The 16,021-nt window shown below is 67.4% G+C and carries 16 protein-coding genes and 2 tRNA genes; 13 read left to right on the forward strand and 5 right to left on the reverse strand.

The genetic code is table 11. The features are described from left to right. Positions 1-90 precede the first annotated feature (90 nt). From topA to ASE34_RS15120, 9 genes are all read left to right on the forward strand, one after another. Positions 91-2,934 (forward strand): type I DNA topoisomerase, encoded by a 2,844-nt coding sequence (gene topA / locus ASE34_RS15080; protein ID WP_056279857.1) that lies wholly within the window; start codon positions 91-93, stop codon positions 2,932-2,934. Beyond that, entirely contained in the window at positions 2,931-3,560 is a 630-nt protein-coding gene (tmk, locus tag ASE34_RS15085) for a dTMP kinase (RefSeq protein WP_056279859.1), read from the forward strand. Before topA ends, tmk begins: the two co-directional genes overlap by 4 nt. A 111-nt stretch (positions 3,561-3,671) precedes the next feature. Beyond that, a complete protein-coding gene (locus ASE34_RS15090; protein ID WP_056279862.1) occupies positions 3,672-4,829 on the forward strand; it encodes a DNA polymerase III subunit delta' in 1,158 nt (385 codons plus the stop codon). Then, positions 4,826-6,382, forward strand: coding sequence for an alpha/beta hydrolase (locus tag ASE34_RS15095; protein ID WP_056279864.1), 1,557 nt, complete (start codon positions 4,826-4,828; stop codon positions 6,380-6,382). The genes ASE34_RS15090 and ASE34_RS15095 overlap by 4 nt, the downstream gene beginning before the upstream one ends. Before the next feature lie 51 nt (positions 6,383-6,433). Further along, a tRNA-Thr gene (locus ASE34_RS15100) sits at positions 6,434-6,509 on the forward strand. An 86-nt stretch (positions 6,510-6,595) separates the two neighbouring features. Continuing rightward, positions 6,596-7,177, forward strand: a complete 582-nt coding sequence (locus tag ASE34_RS15105; protein ID WP_056279866.1) for an isochorismatase family protein — start codon at positions 6,596-6,598, stop codon at positions 7,175-7,177. Next, complete coding sequence (locus ASE34_RS15110) at positions 7,174-7,701, forward strand: DUF1697 domain-containing protein (protein WP_056279867.1); 528 nt, start codon at positions 7,174-7,176, stop codon at positions 7,699-7,701. Before ASE34_RS15105 ends, ASE34_RS15110 begins: the two co-directional genes overlap by 4 nt. Continuing rightward, the gene (locus ASE34_RS15115) at positions 7,698-8,330 is read left to right on the forward strand and encodes a M23 family metallopeptidase (protein WP_056279869.1); all 633 of its coding nucleotides are present in this window, start codon (positions 7,698-7,700) and stop codon (positions 8,328-8,330) included. The genes ASE34_RS15110 and ASE34_RS15115 overlap by 4 nt, the downstream gene beginning before the upstream one ends. A gap of 241 nt (positions 8,331-8,571) precedes the next feature. Further along, entirely contained in the window at positions 8,572-9,093 is a 522-nt protein-coding gene (locus ASE34_RS15120; RefSeq protein WP_056279871.1) for a CGNR zinc finger domain-containing protein, read from the forward strand. Positions 9,094-9,116: 23 nt separating this feature from the next. Here ASE34_RS15120 and ASE34_RS15125 read toward each other — a convergent pair whose 3' ends face one another. The 3 genes from ASE34_RS15125 to ASE34_RS15135 all read right to left on the reverse strand — a co-directional run bounded on the left by ASE34_RS15125 (position 9,117) and on the right by ASE34_RS15135 (position 10,640). Beyond that, on the reverse strand, positions 9,117-9,665 hold the full coding sequence (locus ASE34_RS15125; protein ID WP_053097341.1) for a type 1 glutamine amidotransferase domain-containing protein: 549 nt from the start codon (positions 9,663-9,665) through the stop codon (positions 9,117-9,119). 108 nt (positions 9,666-9,773) lie between these two features. Beyond that, positions 9,774-9,846, reverse strand: a tRNA-Lys gene (locus ASE34_RS15130). Positions 9,847-9,977: 131 nt separating this feature from the next. Further along, positions 9,978-10,640, reverse strand: coding sequence for a fasciclin domain-containing protein (locus ASE34_RS15135; protein ID WP_053097339.1), 663 nt, complete (start codon positions 10,638-10,640; stop codon positions 9,978-9,980). A gap of 223 nt (positions 10,641-10,863) precedes the next feature. Here ASE34_RS15135 and sigK point away from each other — a divergent pair, with 223 nt between their 5' ends. The 4 genes from sigK to ASE34_RS15155 all read left to right on the forward strand — a co-directional run bounded on the left by sigK (position 10,864) and on the right by ASE34_RS15155 (position 14,018). Beyond that, positions 10,864-11,463 carry an ECF RNA polymerase sigma factor SigK gene (gene sigK / locus ASE34_RS15140; RefSeq protein ID WP_200955184.1) on the forward strand — a complete coding sequence of 200 codons (600 nt, stop codon included), beginning with the start codon at positions 10,864-10,866 and terminating at the stop codon, positions 11,461-11,463. Continuing rightward, positions 11,460-12,269 carry an anti-sigma factor gene (locus tag ASE34_RS15145; RefSeq protein ID WP_056279873.1) on the forward strand — a complete coding sequence of 270 codons (810 nt, stop codon included), beginning with the start codon at positions 11,460-11,462 and terminating at the stop codon, positions 12,267-12,269. Before sigK ends, ASE34_RS15145 begins: the two co-directional genes overlap by 4 nt. Positions 12,270-12,297: 28 nt before the next feature. Then, a complete protein-coding gene (locus ASE34_RS15150; protein ID WP_053097335.1) occupies positions 12,298-12,927 on the forward strand; it encodes a hypothetical protein in 630 nt (209 codons plus the stop codon). Between the two features lie 206 nt (positions 12,928-13,133). Then, on the forward strand, positions 13,134-14,018 hold the full coding sequence (locus ASE34_RS15155; RefSeq protein ID WP_056279875.1) for an aminodeoxychorismate lyase: 885 nt from the start codon (positions 13,134-13,136) through the stop codon (positions 14,016-14,018). A gap of 145 nt (positions 14,019-14,163) precedes the next feature. Here the strand turns inward: ASE34_RS15155 and ASE34_RS18205 are convergent, their stop codons facing one another. Next, positions 14,164-14,613, reverse strand: coding sequence for a DUF559 domain-containing protein (locus ASE34_RS18205; protein ID WP_230100380.1), 450 nt, complete (start codon positions 14,611-14,613; stop codon positions 14,164-14,166). 604 nt (positions 14,614-15,217) lie between these two features. After that, positions 15,218-15,997, reverse strand: a complete 780-nt coding sequence (gene pstB / locus ASE34_RS15165; protein WP_045254296.1) for a phosphate ABC transporter ATP-binding protein PstB — start codon at positions 15,995-15,997, stop codon at positions 15,218-15,220. Positions 15,998-16,021 lie beyond the last annotated feature (24 nt).

A 16,021-nucleotide genomic window follows, 5' to 3' on the forward strand; every position in this document is an offset into this window, starting at 1 on the left:
CGAGGCACTTTCCGGCGAAAATGCAGGCGACCTCTGTGACCAACCCATCACGGCGGTGTGTATGGTGTGCTTCGAAGAAAGGATGCTCCCTTGGCTGAAGGCAAGAAGCTCGTCATCGTCGAGTCTCCGACGAAGATGCGGTCGATCCAGGGGTACCTCGGCGATGGCTACGAGGTGCTCAGCTCGGTCGGCCATATTCGCGACCTCGCAGACAAGAAGGACATCCCCGCCGCGGACAAGCAGGCGTACGGAAAGTACTCGATCGACGTCGACAACGACTTCGACCCCTATTACGTGGTCTCCGATCGCAAGACGAAGACCGTCGCCGAACTCAAGCGGGCGCTCAAGACTGCCGACGAGCTTCTGCTCGCCACTGATGAGGACCGCGAGGGCGAGGCCATCGCGTGGCACCTGCTCGAGACGCTGAAGCCCAAGGTCCCCGTCAAGCGGATGGTGTTCCACGAGATCACCAAGGACGCGATCCAAGCGGCCATCGGCAACACGCGTGAGCTCGACACCGACCTGGTCGACGCGCAGGAGACCCGCCGTATCCTCGACCGACTGTACGGGTGGGATGTCTCGCCCGTGCTCTGGTACAAGGTCAAGACCGGTCTGTCTGCCGGCCGAGTGCAGTCCGCCGCCACCCGCATGATCGTCGAGCGTGAGCGCGAGCGCATGGCGTTCGTGTCCGCCGAGTACTGGGACGTCGAGGCGCTCGCGTCCTCGTCGTCCGGATTCAAGGTCCGTCTGGTCCGCGTGGACGGCGGTCAGCTCGCCCGAGGCACCGACTTCGACGACGACGGCAAGCTCAAGAAGGCCGTCATCATCCTCGACGAGGCGAAGGCGGCGGCCCTCGCGCTGGCGATCGACGCCGCAGGCACGGGCACGGTCACCAAGGTCGAGGCGAAGCCCGGCACCCGCAGCCCATACGCGCCGTTCACCACCTCCACCATGCAGCAGGAGGCCGGGCGAAAGCTCTCCATGAGTGCCAAGCAGGCGATGAGCGTCGCCCAGCGGCTCTACGAAAAGGGCTACATCACCTATATGCGAACCGACTCGGTGGCGCTGAGCACCCAGGCGGTGCAGGCCGCTCGCAGCCAGGCCGTCGCGTTGTACGGCGACAGCGCCGTGCCGCTCAAGCCGCGCGTCTACAAGTCGAAGAGCAAGAACGCCCAGGAGGCGCACGAGGCCATCCGCCCGTCGGGTGAGAACTTCCGCACCCCGAAGTCGGTCGCCGCCGAACTCGACCGCGAGGAGCACCGCCTCTACGACCTCATCTGGAAGCGCACCGTCGCCAGCCAGATGGCCGACGCGAAGTACGAGACCACGACCGTCACGATCGCGGTCGACGCCGACGGGCAGAAGGCCGAGTTCACCGCATCGGGCACGGTCTACACCTTCAAGGGCTTCCTCGAGGCATACGAAGAGGGACGCGACGAGAAGCGCAACGACAAGGACGCCGACGAGAACCAGTCGCTCCCTGCGGTCGCCGTCGGCGATGACCTCCGGATGTCCGATGCCGAGGCGAAGGGGCACCGCACGACCCCGAAGCCGCGCTTCACCGAGGCATCGCTCGTCAAGGCGCTCGAGGAGCACGGCATCGGCCGCCCTTCGACGTTCGCGAGCATCATCGGCACCGTGATCGATCGCGGCTACGCCACCAAGCGCGGCCAGGCTCTCGTGCCGACGTGGCTCGCCTTCAGTGTCGTGCGCCTGCTCGAGGAGCACTTCGCCGACCTGATCGACTACGACTTCACCGCAGCTCTCGAAGACGACCTCGACGCGATCGCCCGTGGCGAGCAGAAGCGCGTCGAATGGTTGCGTTCCTTCTACTACGGCTCGGATTCGCACGTCGGACTGCGCCAGACCGTCGACAACCTCGGCGAGATCGACGCACGTGCGCTCAACTCCACGCCGATCACCGAGACCGCCACCCTGCGATTCGGCAAGTACGGACCCTACCTCGAGGTCGCGAACCCCGACGCTCCGGACGAGAAGCCGCGCATCGTCAACGTTCCCGAAGACCTCGCTCCTGACGAGCTGACCGAGGCCAAGGCGCAGGAGCTCATCGATGCGCCGGTCGCCGGCGACCGCGTGCTCGGCACGAACCCGGACAACGGCAAGATCGTCGTCGTGAAGGACGGCCGATTCGGTCCCTACGTCCAGGAGAACGACCCCGTCTCTGAAGATGCGGCGGTCGACGAAGCCACCGGCGAGGTCGTCGAGGCGCCCAAGCCCAAGCGTGGGGCGAAGAAGGATGCCGCGCCGAAGCCGCGCACCGCTTCGCTGTTCCGTTCGATGTCGGTCGACACGATCGATCTCGACACGGCGCTGCAGCTTCTCAGCCTGCCGCGCGTCGTGGGAGCCGACCCGGAGAGCGGCGAGGAGATCACCGCGCAGAACGGCCGGTTCGGGCCTTACCTGAAGAAGGGCACCGACTCGCGCTCGCTCGAGAGCGAATCGCAGATCTTCGATGTGACCCTCGAGAAGGCCCTCGAGATCTATTCGCAGCCGAAGTACGGCGCCGGATCGCGCCGAGCATCCAGCGCGCTCGCCGAGTTCGAGGCAGATCCCGTGAGCGGCAAGCCGATCCGCATCCGCGACGGACGCTTCGGCGCCTACGTCACCGATGGCGAGACCAACGTCACGATTCCCCGGGGCCAGAAGGTCGAGGACATCACCTTCGAGACCGCGGTGCAGATGCTGGCAGACAAGCGAGCCAAGGGGCCGGCGCCCAAACGCGGTGCGGCCAAGAAGCCCGCGGCGAAGAAGCCCGCCGCGAAGAAGCCCGCGGCCAAGAAGGCGCCCGCGAAGAAGGCGCCCGCGAAGAAGGCGACCGCGACCGATGCGGAGAAGGCAGCCGCTCGGTCCGCAGCCGCCAAGAAGGCCGCTGCCACCCGTGCCGCGAACGCCGCGAAGAAGGCCGGTTCGTGACGTCTGACTCCGGAGTCTGGATCACGCTCGAAGGCGGAGACGGATCGGGGAAGACCACGCAGTCGAACCTGCTCGGGCAGTGGCTGACGGATGCGGGGCGGACGGTCGTGCGCACCCGTGAGCCGGGTGGGTCGGAGGTCGGCCAGCTGATCCGCGACATCGTGCTCCACCATCGCGGCGACATCGCCCCGCGGGCAGAGGCTCTGCTCTACGCGGCCGATCGCGCGCACCACGTCGCGACCGTCGTTCGACCGGCGCTCGCCCGCGGCGAGGTCGTGCTGCAGGACCGCTACCTCGACTCGTCCGTCGCCTATCAGGGCGCGGGGCGTGTGTTGGACGGCGACGAGATCCGCGACCTGTCGCTCTGGGCAGCCGAGGGAGCGCTTCCCGATCTCACCGTGCTGCTCGACCTCGATCCCGAGTCGGCGCGCGTGCGACTCGACTCCGCCGACAAGCCGTTCGACCGGCTCGAAGCCGAGAAGACCGAGTTCCATGCCCGCGTCCGTGACGCGTACCTCGCCCTGGCCCAGGCCGAACCGGAGCGGTTCCTGGTTCTCGATGCCGCCGCGACTCCGGAGAACATCGCCGAGCAGATCCGCGATCGGGTCTCGACGCTCATCGGCTGATCCGCCCGGCGGTGCGCCCGACCACGTCATGGCCAGGGCTTCACCCGGTCGGTGCCGCGTACATCGCCCGGCGGTGCCGCGTACGTCGGTGCTCCCGATTAGGCTGAGGGCATGCCCCAGACTGTCGCCGCCCCTTTCCCGTGGGCCGACGTGTGGGGGCAGGATGCCGCGGTCGACACGCTGCGCAATGCCGCATACGATCCGTCCGCGCTCTCGCACGCCTGGCTGATCACTGGTCCTCCCGGGTCGGGACGATCCACCCTCGCGCATGCCTTCGCCGCGGCGCTCGTCGCGGATCACCCGGACGACGAGGCGGCCATGCGTCAGGTCCTCGCGGGAACACATCCCGATGTGACGGCCCTGCGCACCGACAAGGTCATCATCACGATCGCGGAGGCCCGTGCGCTCGTCGAGCGCTCGTACTTCGCGCCCTCTGCGGGCCGCTACCGCGTGATCGTGGTCGAAGATGCCGACCGCATGGTCGAGCGAACCTCCAACGTGCTCCTGAAGGCGCTCGAGGAGCCGCCCGAGCAGACCGTCTGGATCCTCTGCGCGCCGAGCGAAGCCGACCTGCTGCCGACGATCCGCTCCCGCGTCCGCTCGCTGCGACTGCGTGAGCCCGATGTCGCAGACGTGGCACGTCTGATCACCCTCCGCACGGGGGTCGACGAAGCCATCGCCGAGCAGGCCGCCCGCCACGCACAGCGTCACATCGGCATGGCCCAGCGTCTGGCCACCGACGAATCCGCCCGTCGCCGCCGCGACGAGACCCTGAGGTCGGTGCTGGGAGTTCGCGGTGTCAACGACGCCGTCGAGGTCGCCGGGCGCATCATCCAGGCGGCCACGGACGACGCCAAGGCGCTCACTGCCGAGCGCGATGCGGCCGAGCGCGCCTCCCTGCTCCGCACCGTCGGGATCGCCGAGGGGCAGGCTGTCCCGCCCGCCCTGCGAGCGCAGATCTCAGCCCTGGAAGACGATCAGAAGAAGCGCGCGACCCGAAGTCTGCGCGACGGGATCGACAGGGTGCTCACCGATCTCCAGTCGCTGTTCCGTGACGTCGTGATGCTGCAGTTCGGCAGGGACGACGAGCTGATCAACCGTGAGCTTCGTGAGGATCTGGCTGCTCTCGCGGCGGCCTGGCCCGAGACCCGTACTCTTGTCGTACTCGACCACCTTGCCGACACACGCCAGTCGCTGGAGCGCAATGTCGCACCGCTGCTCGCCCTGGAGAGCTTGCTCGTGACTGTCACGAGCGGGAGGACACCGTGAACAATCGACCGACTTCCCGCATCCGACGTGCCGTCGCTGTGATCGCGGGCCTCGCCGCGGCATCGGTCGCACTCTCCGGGTGTCTGTATTCGATGATCCCCGAGCAGGCCGAGCCGAAGCCGTCGACCACCAACGCTCCTGACACGGAGGGCGTCGCCGACGACCTGCTGCCGTTCTACGGGCAGACGCTCACCTGGAGTCAATGCGGCACGGGCTTCGACTGCACCGACGTGACCGCGCCGCTCGACTGGGAGAACCCGGGGGAGGGAGAGATCACCCTCTCCGTCGTGCGCCACCAGGCGACGGGAACGGCTCAGGGCTCGCTGCTGACCAACCCGGGCGGTCCCGGCGCCAGTGGAGTCGAACTCATCCGCGACAGCCTCGACTTCGCCGTCGGAGCCGCCCTCATCGAGAACTACGACGTGATCGGCTTCGATCCCCGCGGCGTCGGCGAATCGACGGCCGTGACGTGCTTCGATGCTGCGGGCATGGACGACTACCTCTACTCGATCCCCGCGGGCAAGCGCGGGAGCGCCGAGTGGGAGGCGGAGCTCCTCGATGCGCACAAGGAGTTCGCAGACGCGTGCGAGGCGAACAGCGGCGGCATCCTGCCGTACGTGACGACGATCAACGCGGCGCGTGACATGGATCTGATCCGTGCGGTGCTGGGCGACAAGCAGCTCAACTACCTGGGCTACTCGTACGGCACCTTCCTCGGTGCGACGTACGCCGACCTCTACCCCGACAAGGCGGGTCGCCTCGTGCTCGACGGCGCGATCGACCCTGCCGTCTCGGGCCTCGATGTCGGCGCGACCCAGGCGCTCGGATTCGAGTCGGCCCTTCGCGCCTACATGCAGGACTGCCTCGACTCGGGGGAGTGCCCGTTCACCGGCACGGTCGACGAGGCGATGGCCGACCTCGGTGCGCTGCTGGCGAGTGTCGACGCCGCTCCGCTCGAGAACGGCGACGGACGCATGCTCGGCGCGGACTCGCTGATGACCGGCATCATCGCGGCACTGTACTCGGCGGACAGCTGGCAGTACCTCACCCAGGCCCTCGACGAGGCGCTGCAGGGCGACCCGACGACGGCGTTCTTCCTCGCCGACTTCTACAACGGTCGCGAGAACGGCACGTACCTCGACAACTCGAGCGAGGCGTTCCGCGCGTACAACTGCATGGACTACCCGGTCGAGGACGATCCTGCCGCCGAGGCGGCGACCGAGAAGAAGATCGCGGACGGAGCTCCGACCATCGCTCCGTACTGGAACGGACCCGACTCCTGCTCGGTGTGGCCTTATCCGCCGACCGGCACCCGGGGCGAGATCAACGCCGAGGGCGCGGGCCCCATCCTCGTGGTCGGCACGACCAATGACCCGGCGACCCCGTACGAGTGGTCCGAGTCGCTCGCTCAGCAGCTCGAAGAGGGCGTGCTGATCACCCGCGTGGGCGAAGGGCACACCGGATACAACAAGGGCAGCAGTTGCGTCGACAGCACTGTGGAGGCCTTCCTGCTCGACGACGTGGTGCCCGAGAGCGACGTCCGCTGCGAGTGATGTCGGCTCGATTCGCGGTGCGGCTCCGGAACGGGTAATATCGATGATCGCGCCGCTTTAGCTCAGTCGGCAGAGCATTTCACTCGTAATGAAAAGGTCGTCAGTTCGATTCTGACAAGCGGCTCCAGCAGGCCCCGTGATGTGAACAACATCCCGGGGCCTTTTGGTTTCCCGGGGTTGGGCGGGCGCGCGGGGGCGGCGTACCCTCGGATCATGAGCAGAGCGCTTCTGATCGTCGATGTCCAGAACGACTTCACCGAGGGCGGGGCGCTGGCCGTGGCGGGCGGCGACGACGTGGCATCCGCGGTATCGGACTTCCTCGCCCTGCATGCATCGGAGTACGACGTCATCGTCGCCTCACGCGATTGGCACGACGCCGAGGGCGACAACGGCGGCCACTTCGGGGAGGTTCCGGATTTCGTCGACACCTGGCCCGTGCACTGCGTCGCGGGCACGCCGGGTGCGGATTACGATCCCCTGCTGGTGACGGAGGCCGTCACGCACCATGTGCACAAAGGGCAGGGTCGCCCGGCATACTCGATGTTCGAGGGCGCGACCGAGTCGGGGGAGACGGTCGGAGCGATCCTCACCGCCGCCGGGGTCATCACGGCCGACGTCGTCGGCATCGCCACAGACCACTGCGTGCGCGCCTCTGCTCTCGATGCGATCGCACACGGAGTCCGCGTCCGGATCCTCACCGACCTGATCGCGGGTGTCGCTCCGGAGCCGAGCACGGCAGCCCTCGCAGAGCTCGCACACGCAGGCGCCGAGCTCATCGCGAGCGACGCTGCGTGAGCCGCAGTGTCCTGCTCCTGCGAGCGGTCAACATCTCGGGCCGCAACAGGGTGCCGATGGCGCGGCTGCGCGAACTGATCGCGCCCGAGCTGGGGGAGGTCTCGACCTACATCGCGAGCGGCAACATCATCTGCGAGCAGCCGAGTGACCCGCGATCGGTCTGCGCCGACGTGCGCGCAATGATCGCGACCGAGTTCGGCGTCGATACGCCCGTCGTCCATCGCACGCACGACCAGCTCGTGCGGTCGCACTCGAACCAGCCGTTCCCCGGGGCATCCGAGAATCTGCTGCACGCCATGTTCCTCGAGGGCCCCGCGTCGGCAGGTGCGGTCGACGCCCTGCAGGAGCGGCTCGTGCCGGGGGAGCGGATAGCGCTCGTCGACGACGATCTGTGGATCGACTACGCCGAGGGAGGCGTGCACACCACCAAGCTCACCAAGGCGGTGCTCGATAGGCTGCTCGGCGTCGCCGGGACGGCACGCAATGCGCGCACCGTGCGCAAGCTCATCGAGCTGACGGAATGACCCCCTCGGAGCCGGCGGTGCTGTCCCTGCCCTTCACGGGGCGATGGCTGGTGCAGAACAGCCCGGCGTCCCGCGTTCCGAGCCACGGCACCACGCTGTTCGGCAGCTCGTATGCGATCGACTTCGTCCCGGTGGGCGCGGACGGGCGCAGCGCGCCGCGCACGGTCCGGAGCCTGCTCGGCACCGAGAGCCCGGAGGGTTTCGTCGGTTTCGGGCGCTCGATCCTCTCGCCGGTGTCGGGCGAGGCCGTCCGTGTCCATGACGGCGAGGTCGACCACGTCGCGCGTCGTTCGGTGGGTGCCCTTCTCGGATACGCCCTCACGCAGCCCTCGCGTGTGCGTCGGGGCGCGGGGGCTGTCGCCGGCAACCACGTCGCCGTCAGATGCGACAGGGGACTGGTACTGCTGGCGCACCTGCGTGCGGGCAGCGTGACCGTGCGGGTCGGCGATCTCGTCGTTCCGGGTGATCGGATCGGCGACTGCGGAAACTCCGGCAACAGCACCGAGCCCCACCTGCATCTGCAGGTGTCGGACACGCTGGAGCGGGATGCGCGCGGCATCCCGATGGCCTTCCAGCGGTCAGGGCAGCAGCCGTGGATGCCGCACAACGGAGACATCGTCACGGTCTGATGTCTCGTCTCGGCGGGTCCGGACGAACTCGGCGCTGAAGGCCGTCGCCGGCCGCTGCGGGTGCGTCTCGAGATCGACGCGATGCGTGCCGCACTCAGCGCAGCGGACGTACACGACGACGCCCTCGCTGGTCGGATGCCGGGAGTCCGCGGTCCAGGCGTGCTCGTGGATTCTCGCTGTCTGGTGAGGGATCGGCAGAGTGTGCAGGGAGGTCATGACTCCAGCGTGATGTAATGGCCTTATGCATCTCAACCCTTACGGAGAATACGCGGTGCTTCTCGCGGCATCCCTCGCCGACGACTTCCCCGCCGACCGTCCGGGCATCGAGGAGCGCACACTCGAGATGGGGATGACGATGACGTTCCCACCCGCGGCGGACGACCGCGCACGCGTGAGAGAAGTGGTCGACGACTGGTTGACGATCGTCGACGCACGGGACCCGGACGCCCGCGCGGAGATCCTCAACGCGCAGATGGCCCAGGCGGCGGCCTACCCTCGCCTCACGAACCACGACGGCGAAGGCTGGCACCTGCACTACCGCGACGACGTCCAGTCTCTGCCCTACGTTCTCCGTGCGATCTTCGCCGTCGGAACCTCGCTGCACCTGGTCACCCGCGGCATGGATCGACTCGGGCGCTGCGAGGCCTCGCCCTGCACGAACGTGGTCGTCGATGTGACGCGCAACGGCCGCCAGCGGTTCTGTTCGGTGCGCTGTGCGAACAGAGCGGCGGTCCGGCGTCACCGGGCGCGCGCGGGCGCCTGACACCGGACCGCCCGGTGCTCAGATCACGCGGTCTGCTCGGCGTGCTTGCCTTCAGCGACCTCTTCGATCAGCTTCGCGTTGAACGCGGGAAGGTCGTCGGGCGTGCGGCTCGAGACGAGCCCCGCATCGACCACGACCTCCTCGTCGACCCAGGTGGCTCCGGCGTTGCGGAGGTCGGTCGCGAGGCTCGGGTAGCTGGTCAGCGTCCGTCCGTCGACCACGCCGGCCTCGATCAGGATCCAGGCGCCGTGGCAGATGACGGCGACGGGCTTGTGCTGCTCGAAGAACGAGCGCGCGAGGTCGATGGATGCCTTGTCGAGCCGCAGGTGGTCGGCGTTCACGACACCGCCCGGAAGCACGAGAGCGTCGAACTCGTCGGCCGTGGCCTTCTCGGAGGTGAGGTCGACGTGCTGCACGTGACCGTTCTTGCCGGTGATCTGCTGTCCGTCCGGTGCGATGAGCGTGGCGCTCGCGCCCTCGCCCTGCACCGCTTCCCACGGACTGGTCAGCTCGCTGTCCTCGAATCCGTCTGTCGCGAGGAATGCCACTCGGCTGTCGGTGAGAGTCGCCATGATGCGTCCTTTCGTGGGGTGGATGTCCCGGATGGGGATGCCACGACTCTCTCGCAGGACGCGAATGCGGTGAAGGGGGTGGCCGGATCCGGCCGACGGTGATAACGGTGGGCCCCGTGGGGCTCGAACCCACGACCCGCGGATTAAAAGTCCGATGCTCTGCCAACTGAGCTAGAGGCCCGCCCCTCCAGTCTAGGGCGCAAAGAAGGAGCCGCTGACGACGATGTCGTCAGCGGCTCCTTGCACCATCCCACCGACCTCCCCCGAGAGGTGAGATGGCCTACCGAGTGTCCGCCTCGGCGTTCCCGGGCCTTACTCGGCCGGGGGCATCAGAACCGTGTCCACGAGGTACACGGTGGCGTTCGCGGTCTGGACTCCACCGCAGATGACGGTCGCGTCGTTGACCATCAGGTCGTCGCCGCTGCCGGTGACCTCGACGTCTGCACCCTGCACGGTGGCGTGCGTTCCGACGATCTCATCGGGGGTCAGCTGTCCGGGGATCACGTGGTACGTCAGAATCGAGCTCAGCGTGGCGCTGTCCGTCTTGAGAGCCTCGATGGTGGCCGGGTCGATCTTCGCGAAGGCGTCATCGACCGGAGCGAAGACGGTGAACTCGTCGCCGTTGAGCGTGTCGACGAGGTTGACGTCGGGGTTCAGCTGTCCGCTGACTGCCGCCACCAGCGTGGTGAGCAGCGGGTTGTTCGATGCGGCGGTGGCGACCGGGTCGAGAGCCATGCCCTCGACGGAGCCTGCGCCGTCCGGCACAGCCTCTGCGTATGCGGCGCAGCCGGGGCCGACCAGGTTGGCGGCCGGGTCCATCGTCTCGGTCTCGGGAGCCATCGTCTCGGACGACTCGGGGGCCGTCGACTCTGCCGGCTCTTCGGTGGTGCCGCCCATGGAACATGCGGAGAGCAGGAATGCGCTCGCAAGGCCGAGGGTGATGGCTGCGGTGACCTTCTTCTTGGTGCTGAACATCTCAAGCTCCTTCAGAACACTGCCACGGCCTCTCCGTGGCGTTGACAGTCGTTCGGAGCCCCGTCGGGATCGGATGGGAGAAATCGCAAAGTTTTTTTCGAGTCGTCGAATCCAATCCGTTCCGGGGGTCGGCCGCGAACATCATTCGACGAACCGCACTTAAGAGGACTCATTTCCGTCACTTTCGGGTGGCGGTTGCACGGGAAAGCGGGGTGAATGCGGCATGCTGGTAGAGATGGTCATCGACGGAATGGACGTACCGGAAGACGGTACGGCTCGGGATGCTGTCGCTGACCTGCTTCTGCGCATCGGCGGCGGCGATCAGCGCGCGTTCGCGGAGCTCTACGACAGTCTGTCGTCCCGTGTCTTCGGCCTCATCCTCAGGGTTCTCGTCAATCGCTCGCAGAGCGAAGAGGTGCTTCAGGAAGTCTTCTTGGAGATCTGGCAATCCGCTACGAAGTTCGCTCCGAACAAGGGACAGGGAAGAACCTGGGTGATGACGATCGCGCACCGTCGTGCGGTCGACCGGGTTCGGGCGTCCCAGTCCAGTGCGGACCGAGACGTGCGAGCCGGGTTCAGGGATATCGGAGTCGCGCACGACAGTGTCGCGGAGACGGTGGAGCTGGGCATCGAGGGCGAGAAGGTCGTTCACGCACTCTCGGGCCTTCCTGAGGCTCAGCGCGAAGCTCTCGTCCTGGCCTACTACGGCGGTTACAGTCAAAACGAAGTGGCAGTGCTCGTCGGGGCACCGCTGGGGACGATCAAGACACGGATGCGAGATGGGCTCTCGCGTCTGAGGACAGCTATGGGGGTGACGGCATGAACGAGCAGGAATTCGCAGAACTCGCGGCAGGAGCGGCACTCGACGCGCTGTCGCCCGATGACCAGCAGCGCTATCACGCCGCTCTCGCAGCGCATCCCGAGTGGCAGAGCATCGTCGATGCGGATGCCGACAGCGCAGGATTCCTCGCCGACGGCGCAGCTCCGGTGGTTCCGTCGCCCGACATCCGCGCGACGCTGCTCGCACGTATCGCGGAGACACCGCAGAACGGCGACATCGTGCTCGCCGATTCGACACCTGACGCGCTGGCGGACGAGACGTCGGATGCCGCGCCTGCGGAGGACTCCGCTCCGACCGCTCTCGGTGGGGAAGCCGCGCCGAAGGCTCCGGCACACCGCCTCCGCTTCCTCTTCGCGCTCGCCGCGTGCCTCGCACTGCTCGTCGGTGTGGGAGCGGGCGCTGTCGCGATCAACACGTACATCAACCGTCCGGCCAGCGTCGTCGCTCTCGAGGACATCCAGTCGGCCGATGATGCTCAGCAGGCCAGCGTCTCTCTCGAGAGCGGTGGCACGGCGACCGCGCACTGGTCGGCGTCGCTCGGCAAGTCCGTGCTCGTGACCGACGGCATCCCGTCGCTCGCCGAGGGGGAGACCTACGAGCTCTGGTACGTCCGAGGCGACACCCCGGTGCCGGCAGGCGTGTTCGCGGCCGAAGACGGCGAAGCGACGGCAGTGCTCGCCGGAGAGATGCAGGCGGGCGACGTGATCGCGGTCACGGTGGAGCAGGACGGCGGTTCGCCCTCCGGCCTGCCGACGACCGACCCCGTCGTCGTGATTCCGACAGCCTGACCTCCCGGATCGCGCGTACCCTGGACTGATGCCTGAGCAGTTCTCCCGTCCGGTGCGCCGGCCCACCAGCGCCTTCGACAACATCGTCGGCAGTCACGATCCCGCCGAGGAGACGCGCATCGCGCACGCGACGGCATCCGCTCTGCTGACCCGTGTCCGTGCCGACGAGAGCGGTGTGAGCGCTGACAGACTCGTCGCCTTCACCGATGAGCACGGCATCGACGAGATCGCCGAGCTCTGGTCGAAGGCACCGTCCCGCACCCTGCCGGGCGCCCTCTGGCGGCTCTACATCCTGCAGCTGGCGATCCACGGCGACCCGCAGACCGCTGCCCTGCTCTACGAGCGCGGCAGGGTGGAACTGGCGTCGGTGGATGCCGTGATCGCCGGGGCGCCGGTGCCGGCGAACCCCGATGAGCTCGTCGCGCTGATCGACACGATCCTCCGTGGCGCGTTCCGGGGGGACTTCGCGGTCGCCCTCGACCGGGCGGCCGCGTTCTGCCGGGTCCAGGCCTCGGGAGCGACGCACACGGCGGACGACTACGAGCCGACCGAGCCGTCGCGCGCCAGCGAGCTCACCACCCGCGCCCTGCGGCTGAGCAGCTATGCGCAGGATCTGTCGGCCTCCGCTGTGCTGTGGCGTTCCGGAGCCCTCGCCTGAGCGGACGCGTCCGGGTGAGTGCGCGCCCTCGCGGACTCGCCACGGGCACAACCCCGGCCCGGGTATGAAAAGACCGGGCCGCAAAAACGCCTCTCGGCGGAAGGCCGCTCGCAGCGGCAAAAATTGGAGCCCGGGGTTATGCGGCCCGGCCACTCCATTGTAACAAGATCATGCTGCAGCTATTCCCGGGGCCCTAGGCTCGGATCATGACACGGCGCTTTGCTCTGATGATCGATCCTGCGGCGGCTGACGTCGACCGTTCCGACTTCGCAGAGACTTTCACTCTCGTCGATGCGGCCGCTCCCGCGCTCAGCGTGGGGGAGCTGAGCACGCAGCGCGGCGACGGAGTGTTCGAGTCGATCGGCGTGATCGACGGTCATGCGCAGGAGGTCGTGCCGCATCTCGAGCGGTTGGCTCACTCGGCGCAGCTGTGCGATCTGCCGCTCCCCAACCAGGCGCAGTGGCACCAGGCGATCGAGCGGGCCGCCGCACACTGCGAGCAGGGCGAGTACGTCATCAAGCTCATCCTCAGCCGAGGCGTCGAGCACGGCCCCACGCCGACGGCCTGGGTAACGGCGGCGCCGGCATCCGACTTCTCGACTGTGCGGGAACAGGGAATCCGCGTCGTCACCCTCGACCGCGGATACGACCTCGACGTGGCCGAGAAAGCACCGTGGCTGCTGCTGGGCGCCAAGACGCTCTCCTACGCCGTGAACATGGCGGCGCTTCGCGAGGCGCATCGACGAGGAGCCGACGACGCCATCTTCCTGTCGCGTGACGGCTTCGTGCTCGAGGCGCCGACCGCGTCGCTGATCCTGCGTGTCGGGGATCGCTTCGTGACACCGGCCCCGAACGGCGGCATCCTGCACGGCACGACGCAGCTGAGCGTCTACGACTACCTTGCCGGGAAGGGGCTCGTCGCAGAATACAGCCGAGTGCCGGCATCCGACCTTCCCCGGGCTGACGCCGCATGGCTGGTCTCGAGCGTTCGCCTCGCCGCCCCGATCACCGCCGTCGACGGAGTCGACATCCCGGTCGATCACGCCCTGACGGCCGAGCTGAACGACTACCTCCTCTCGCCCCGCGACTGAGGTGCCGTGCGCCTGTCCCGACCGCCCGCTACGGGCACAACTTCGGAGCTCTCGACCGACCCGCCGCGCGCAATCACCCGGATCGGCGCGTCGTCGACCGGCATCCGAAGTTGTGCCCGTAAATGGGGCGCTGATCCGAGTATGATCAGGGCCTGAGCGCCATCATTCCGACAATCGCTCGCTCGACGAGATCCCAGTCATGTATGACCATCGCATAGTCGAACCGAAGTGTGGCGTGCCCCCACGCTGCGGCCGTGGCGTCCCGGGTGAGATCGCGGTGTCGATGCGACTGTCCCTCATGATTCGCCTTGCCATCCGTCTCGATGAGAAGCCAATCATCGATCATGAGATCGACGATGCCGCTCGCGACGAACCGCACTTGGCAGCGGACGAACCATCCGTACTTGCGGAGTCGCAGCCGAACGAGTGACTCCAGGCCGCTGTCGGCATCCGCGCGGGAGAAGTCGATCAGGTCTCGTCCAAAGGTATCGACGTGCAGCCGCAGCCATCGCAGCCCATCGCCGTCGATCAGGCCGAGGCGGCGCGCGGACTCGAGCGCGACGAAGAACGCCTCGCCGCCGCGGCAGTGGAGCATCTGCAGCAGTATCCGAGGTGCCGAAGGGAGCCCGAACGTTCGCGAGGAAGCGCCTGAATCCCAATGACGGATGCAGGTGCACTCACGGCTGACGCCTGGGTGATGGTGTCTGTCTGCGCGAAGCCAGACGTGCAGAGCTGGATCCTCGAGAACCCAGATGCCGAGGTGCCGTGCTGCGCTGGCGCATCCCAGAGAGCCTCCATGCTCAGCAGCCTCGACGGCGCTCGCGCAGGCCGTGTCGGCAGCGTAGACCCCCCGTCGGATTCGACGGAGCTGCCCGCGCCGCACGCGAGCGTCGAGAGCCCGGCGTGAGCTTCTCGCCCGAAGATCGCGCCAGGTCCAGATCTCGATCGATGATGAGCTGCACATCAGAGGAGCATCCGCGATCCCGATGCTCGTTCTCGACCATGATGCCGGCATCTGTGGACGCAATTCGTCCTGGCTCGTCTCTGCAGGATGAGTGCCGCGGTCTGGCCCCGGGCACCGATTCGGACTAAAACGACGAAACGCCGTGGGACCAGAGGGTCGCACGGCGTTTCGGACCAGCAGCTCCGAAGCTGTGCCCGCGAAGAACGGGCGTCCGGGTCGAAGCTGAGGCGGATGCTTATCCGAAGCGACCCGAGACGTAGTCCTCGGTGGCCTGGACAGACGGAGTGGTGAACATCGTGCGGGTGTCGTCGTACTCGATGAGCTTGCCCGGCTTGCCGGTGCCCGCGATGTTGAAGAACGCCGTCTTGTCGGACACGCGGCTCGCCTGCTGCATGTTGTGCGTCACGATGACGACCGTGTACTGGGTCTTGATCTCGGCGATGAGCTCCTCGATCGCGAAGGTCGAGATCGGGTCGAGCGCCGAGCAGGGCTCGTCCATGAGGATCACGTCGGGGGAGACGGCGATGGCACGCGCGATGCAGAGACGCTGCTGCTGACCGCCGGACAGGCCGGAGCCCGGGCGGTCGAGGCGGTCCTTGACCTCGTTCCAGAGGTTCGCCCCACGCAGCGACTTCTCGACCAGGGCATCCTGGTCGCTCTTGGCCATGCGCGTGTTGTTGAGCTTGACGCCCGCGAGCACATTCTCCTTGATCGACATGGTCGGGAACGGGTTCGGGCGCTGGAAGACCATGCCGACCTGGCGGCGCACGAGCACGGGGTCGACCCCGGTGCCGTAGAGGTTCTTGCCGTCGATCAGCACCTCGCCCTCGACGCGCGCGCCGGGGATGACCTCATGCATGCGGTTCAGGGTGCGCAGGAACGTGGACTTGCCGCAGCCCGAGGGGCCGATGAAGGCCGTGACGGTGTTGGGCTTGATGTCGATGCTGACGCCTTCGACCGCGAGGAAGTCGCTGTAGTAGACGTTGAGGTCGTTGACTTCGATGCTCTTGGACACGTGAAATCCTTCTTCTTCTTCAGT

The organism is Microbacterium sp. Root280D1 (assembly GCF_001428975.1).
In the GTDB taxonomy this organism is placed as follows: Bacteria; Actinomycetota; Actinomycetes; order Actinomycetales; family Microbacteriaceae; genus Microbacterium.

Bases quoted from the DNA above. Each gene is read 5' to 3' on its own strand.
- ASE34_RS15145 (WP_056279873.1), top strand. From the start codon at position 11,460: ATGAACGAGCAGGAATTCGCAGAACTCGCGGCAGGAGCGGCACTCGAC.
- ASE34_RS15090 (WP_056279862.1), top strand. From the start codon at position 3,672: ATGCCCCAGACTGTCGCCGCCCCTTTCCCGTGGGCCGACGTGTGGGGG.
- ASE34_RS15105 (WP_056279866.1), top strand. From the start codon at position 6,596: ATGAGCAGAGCGCTTCTGATCGTCGATGTCCAGAACGACTTCACCGAG.
- ASE34_RS15135 (WP_053097339.1), bottom strand. From the start codon at position 10,640: ATGTTCAGCACCAAGAAGAAGGTCACCGCAGCCATCACCCTCGGCCTT.
- ASE34_RS15155 (WP_056279875.1), top strand. From the start codon at position 13,134: ATGACACGGCGCTTTGCTCTGATGATCGATCCTGCGGCGGCTGACGTC.
- ASE34_RS15120 (WP_056279871.1), top strand. From the start codon at position 8,572: ATGCATCTCAACCCTTACGGAGAATACGCGGTGCTTCTCGCGGCATCC.
- sigK (WP_200955184.1), top strand. From the start codon at position 10,864: ATGCTGGTAGAGATGGTCATCGACGGAATGGACGTACCGGAAGACGGT.
- ASE34_RS15115 (WP_056279869.1), top strand. From the start codon at position 7,698: ATGACCCCCTCGGAGCCGGCGGTGCTGTCCCTGCCCTTCACGGGGCGA.
- ASE34_RS15125 (WP_053097341.1), bottom strand. From the start codon at position 9,665: ATGGCGACTCTCACCGACAGCCGAGTGGCATTCCTCGCGACAGACGGA.
- ASE34_RS15150 (WP_053097335.1), top strand. From the start codon at position 12,298: ATGCCTGAGCAGTTCTCCCGTCCGGTGCGCCGGCCCACCAGCGCCTTC.
- ASE34_RS18205 (WP_230100380.1), bottom strand. From the start codon at position 14,613: ATGCTCCACTGCCGCGGCGGCGAGGCGTTCTTCGTCGCGCTCGAGTCC.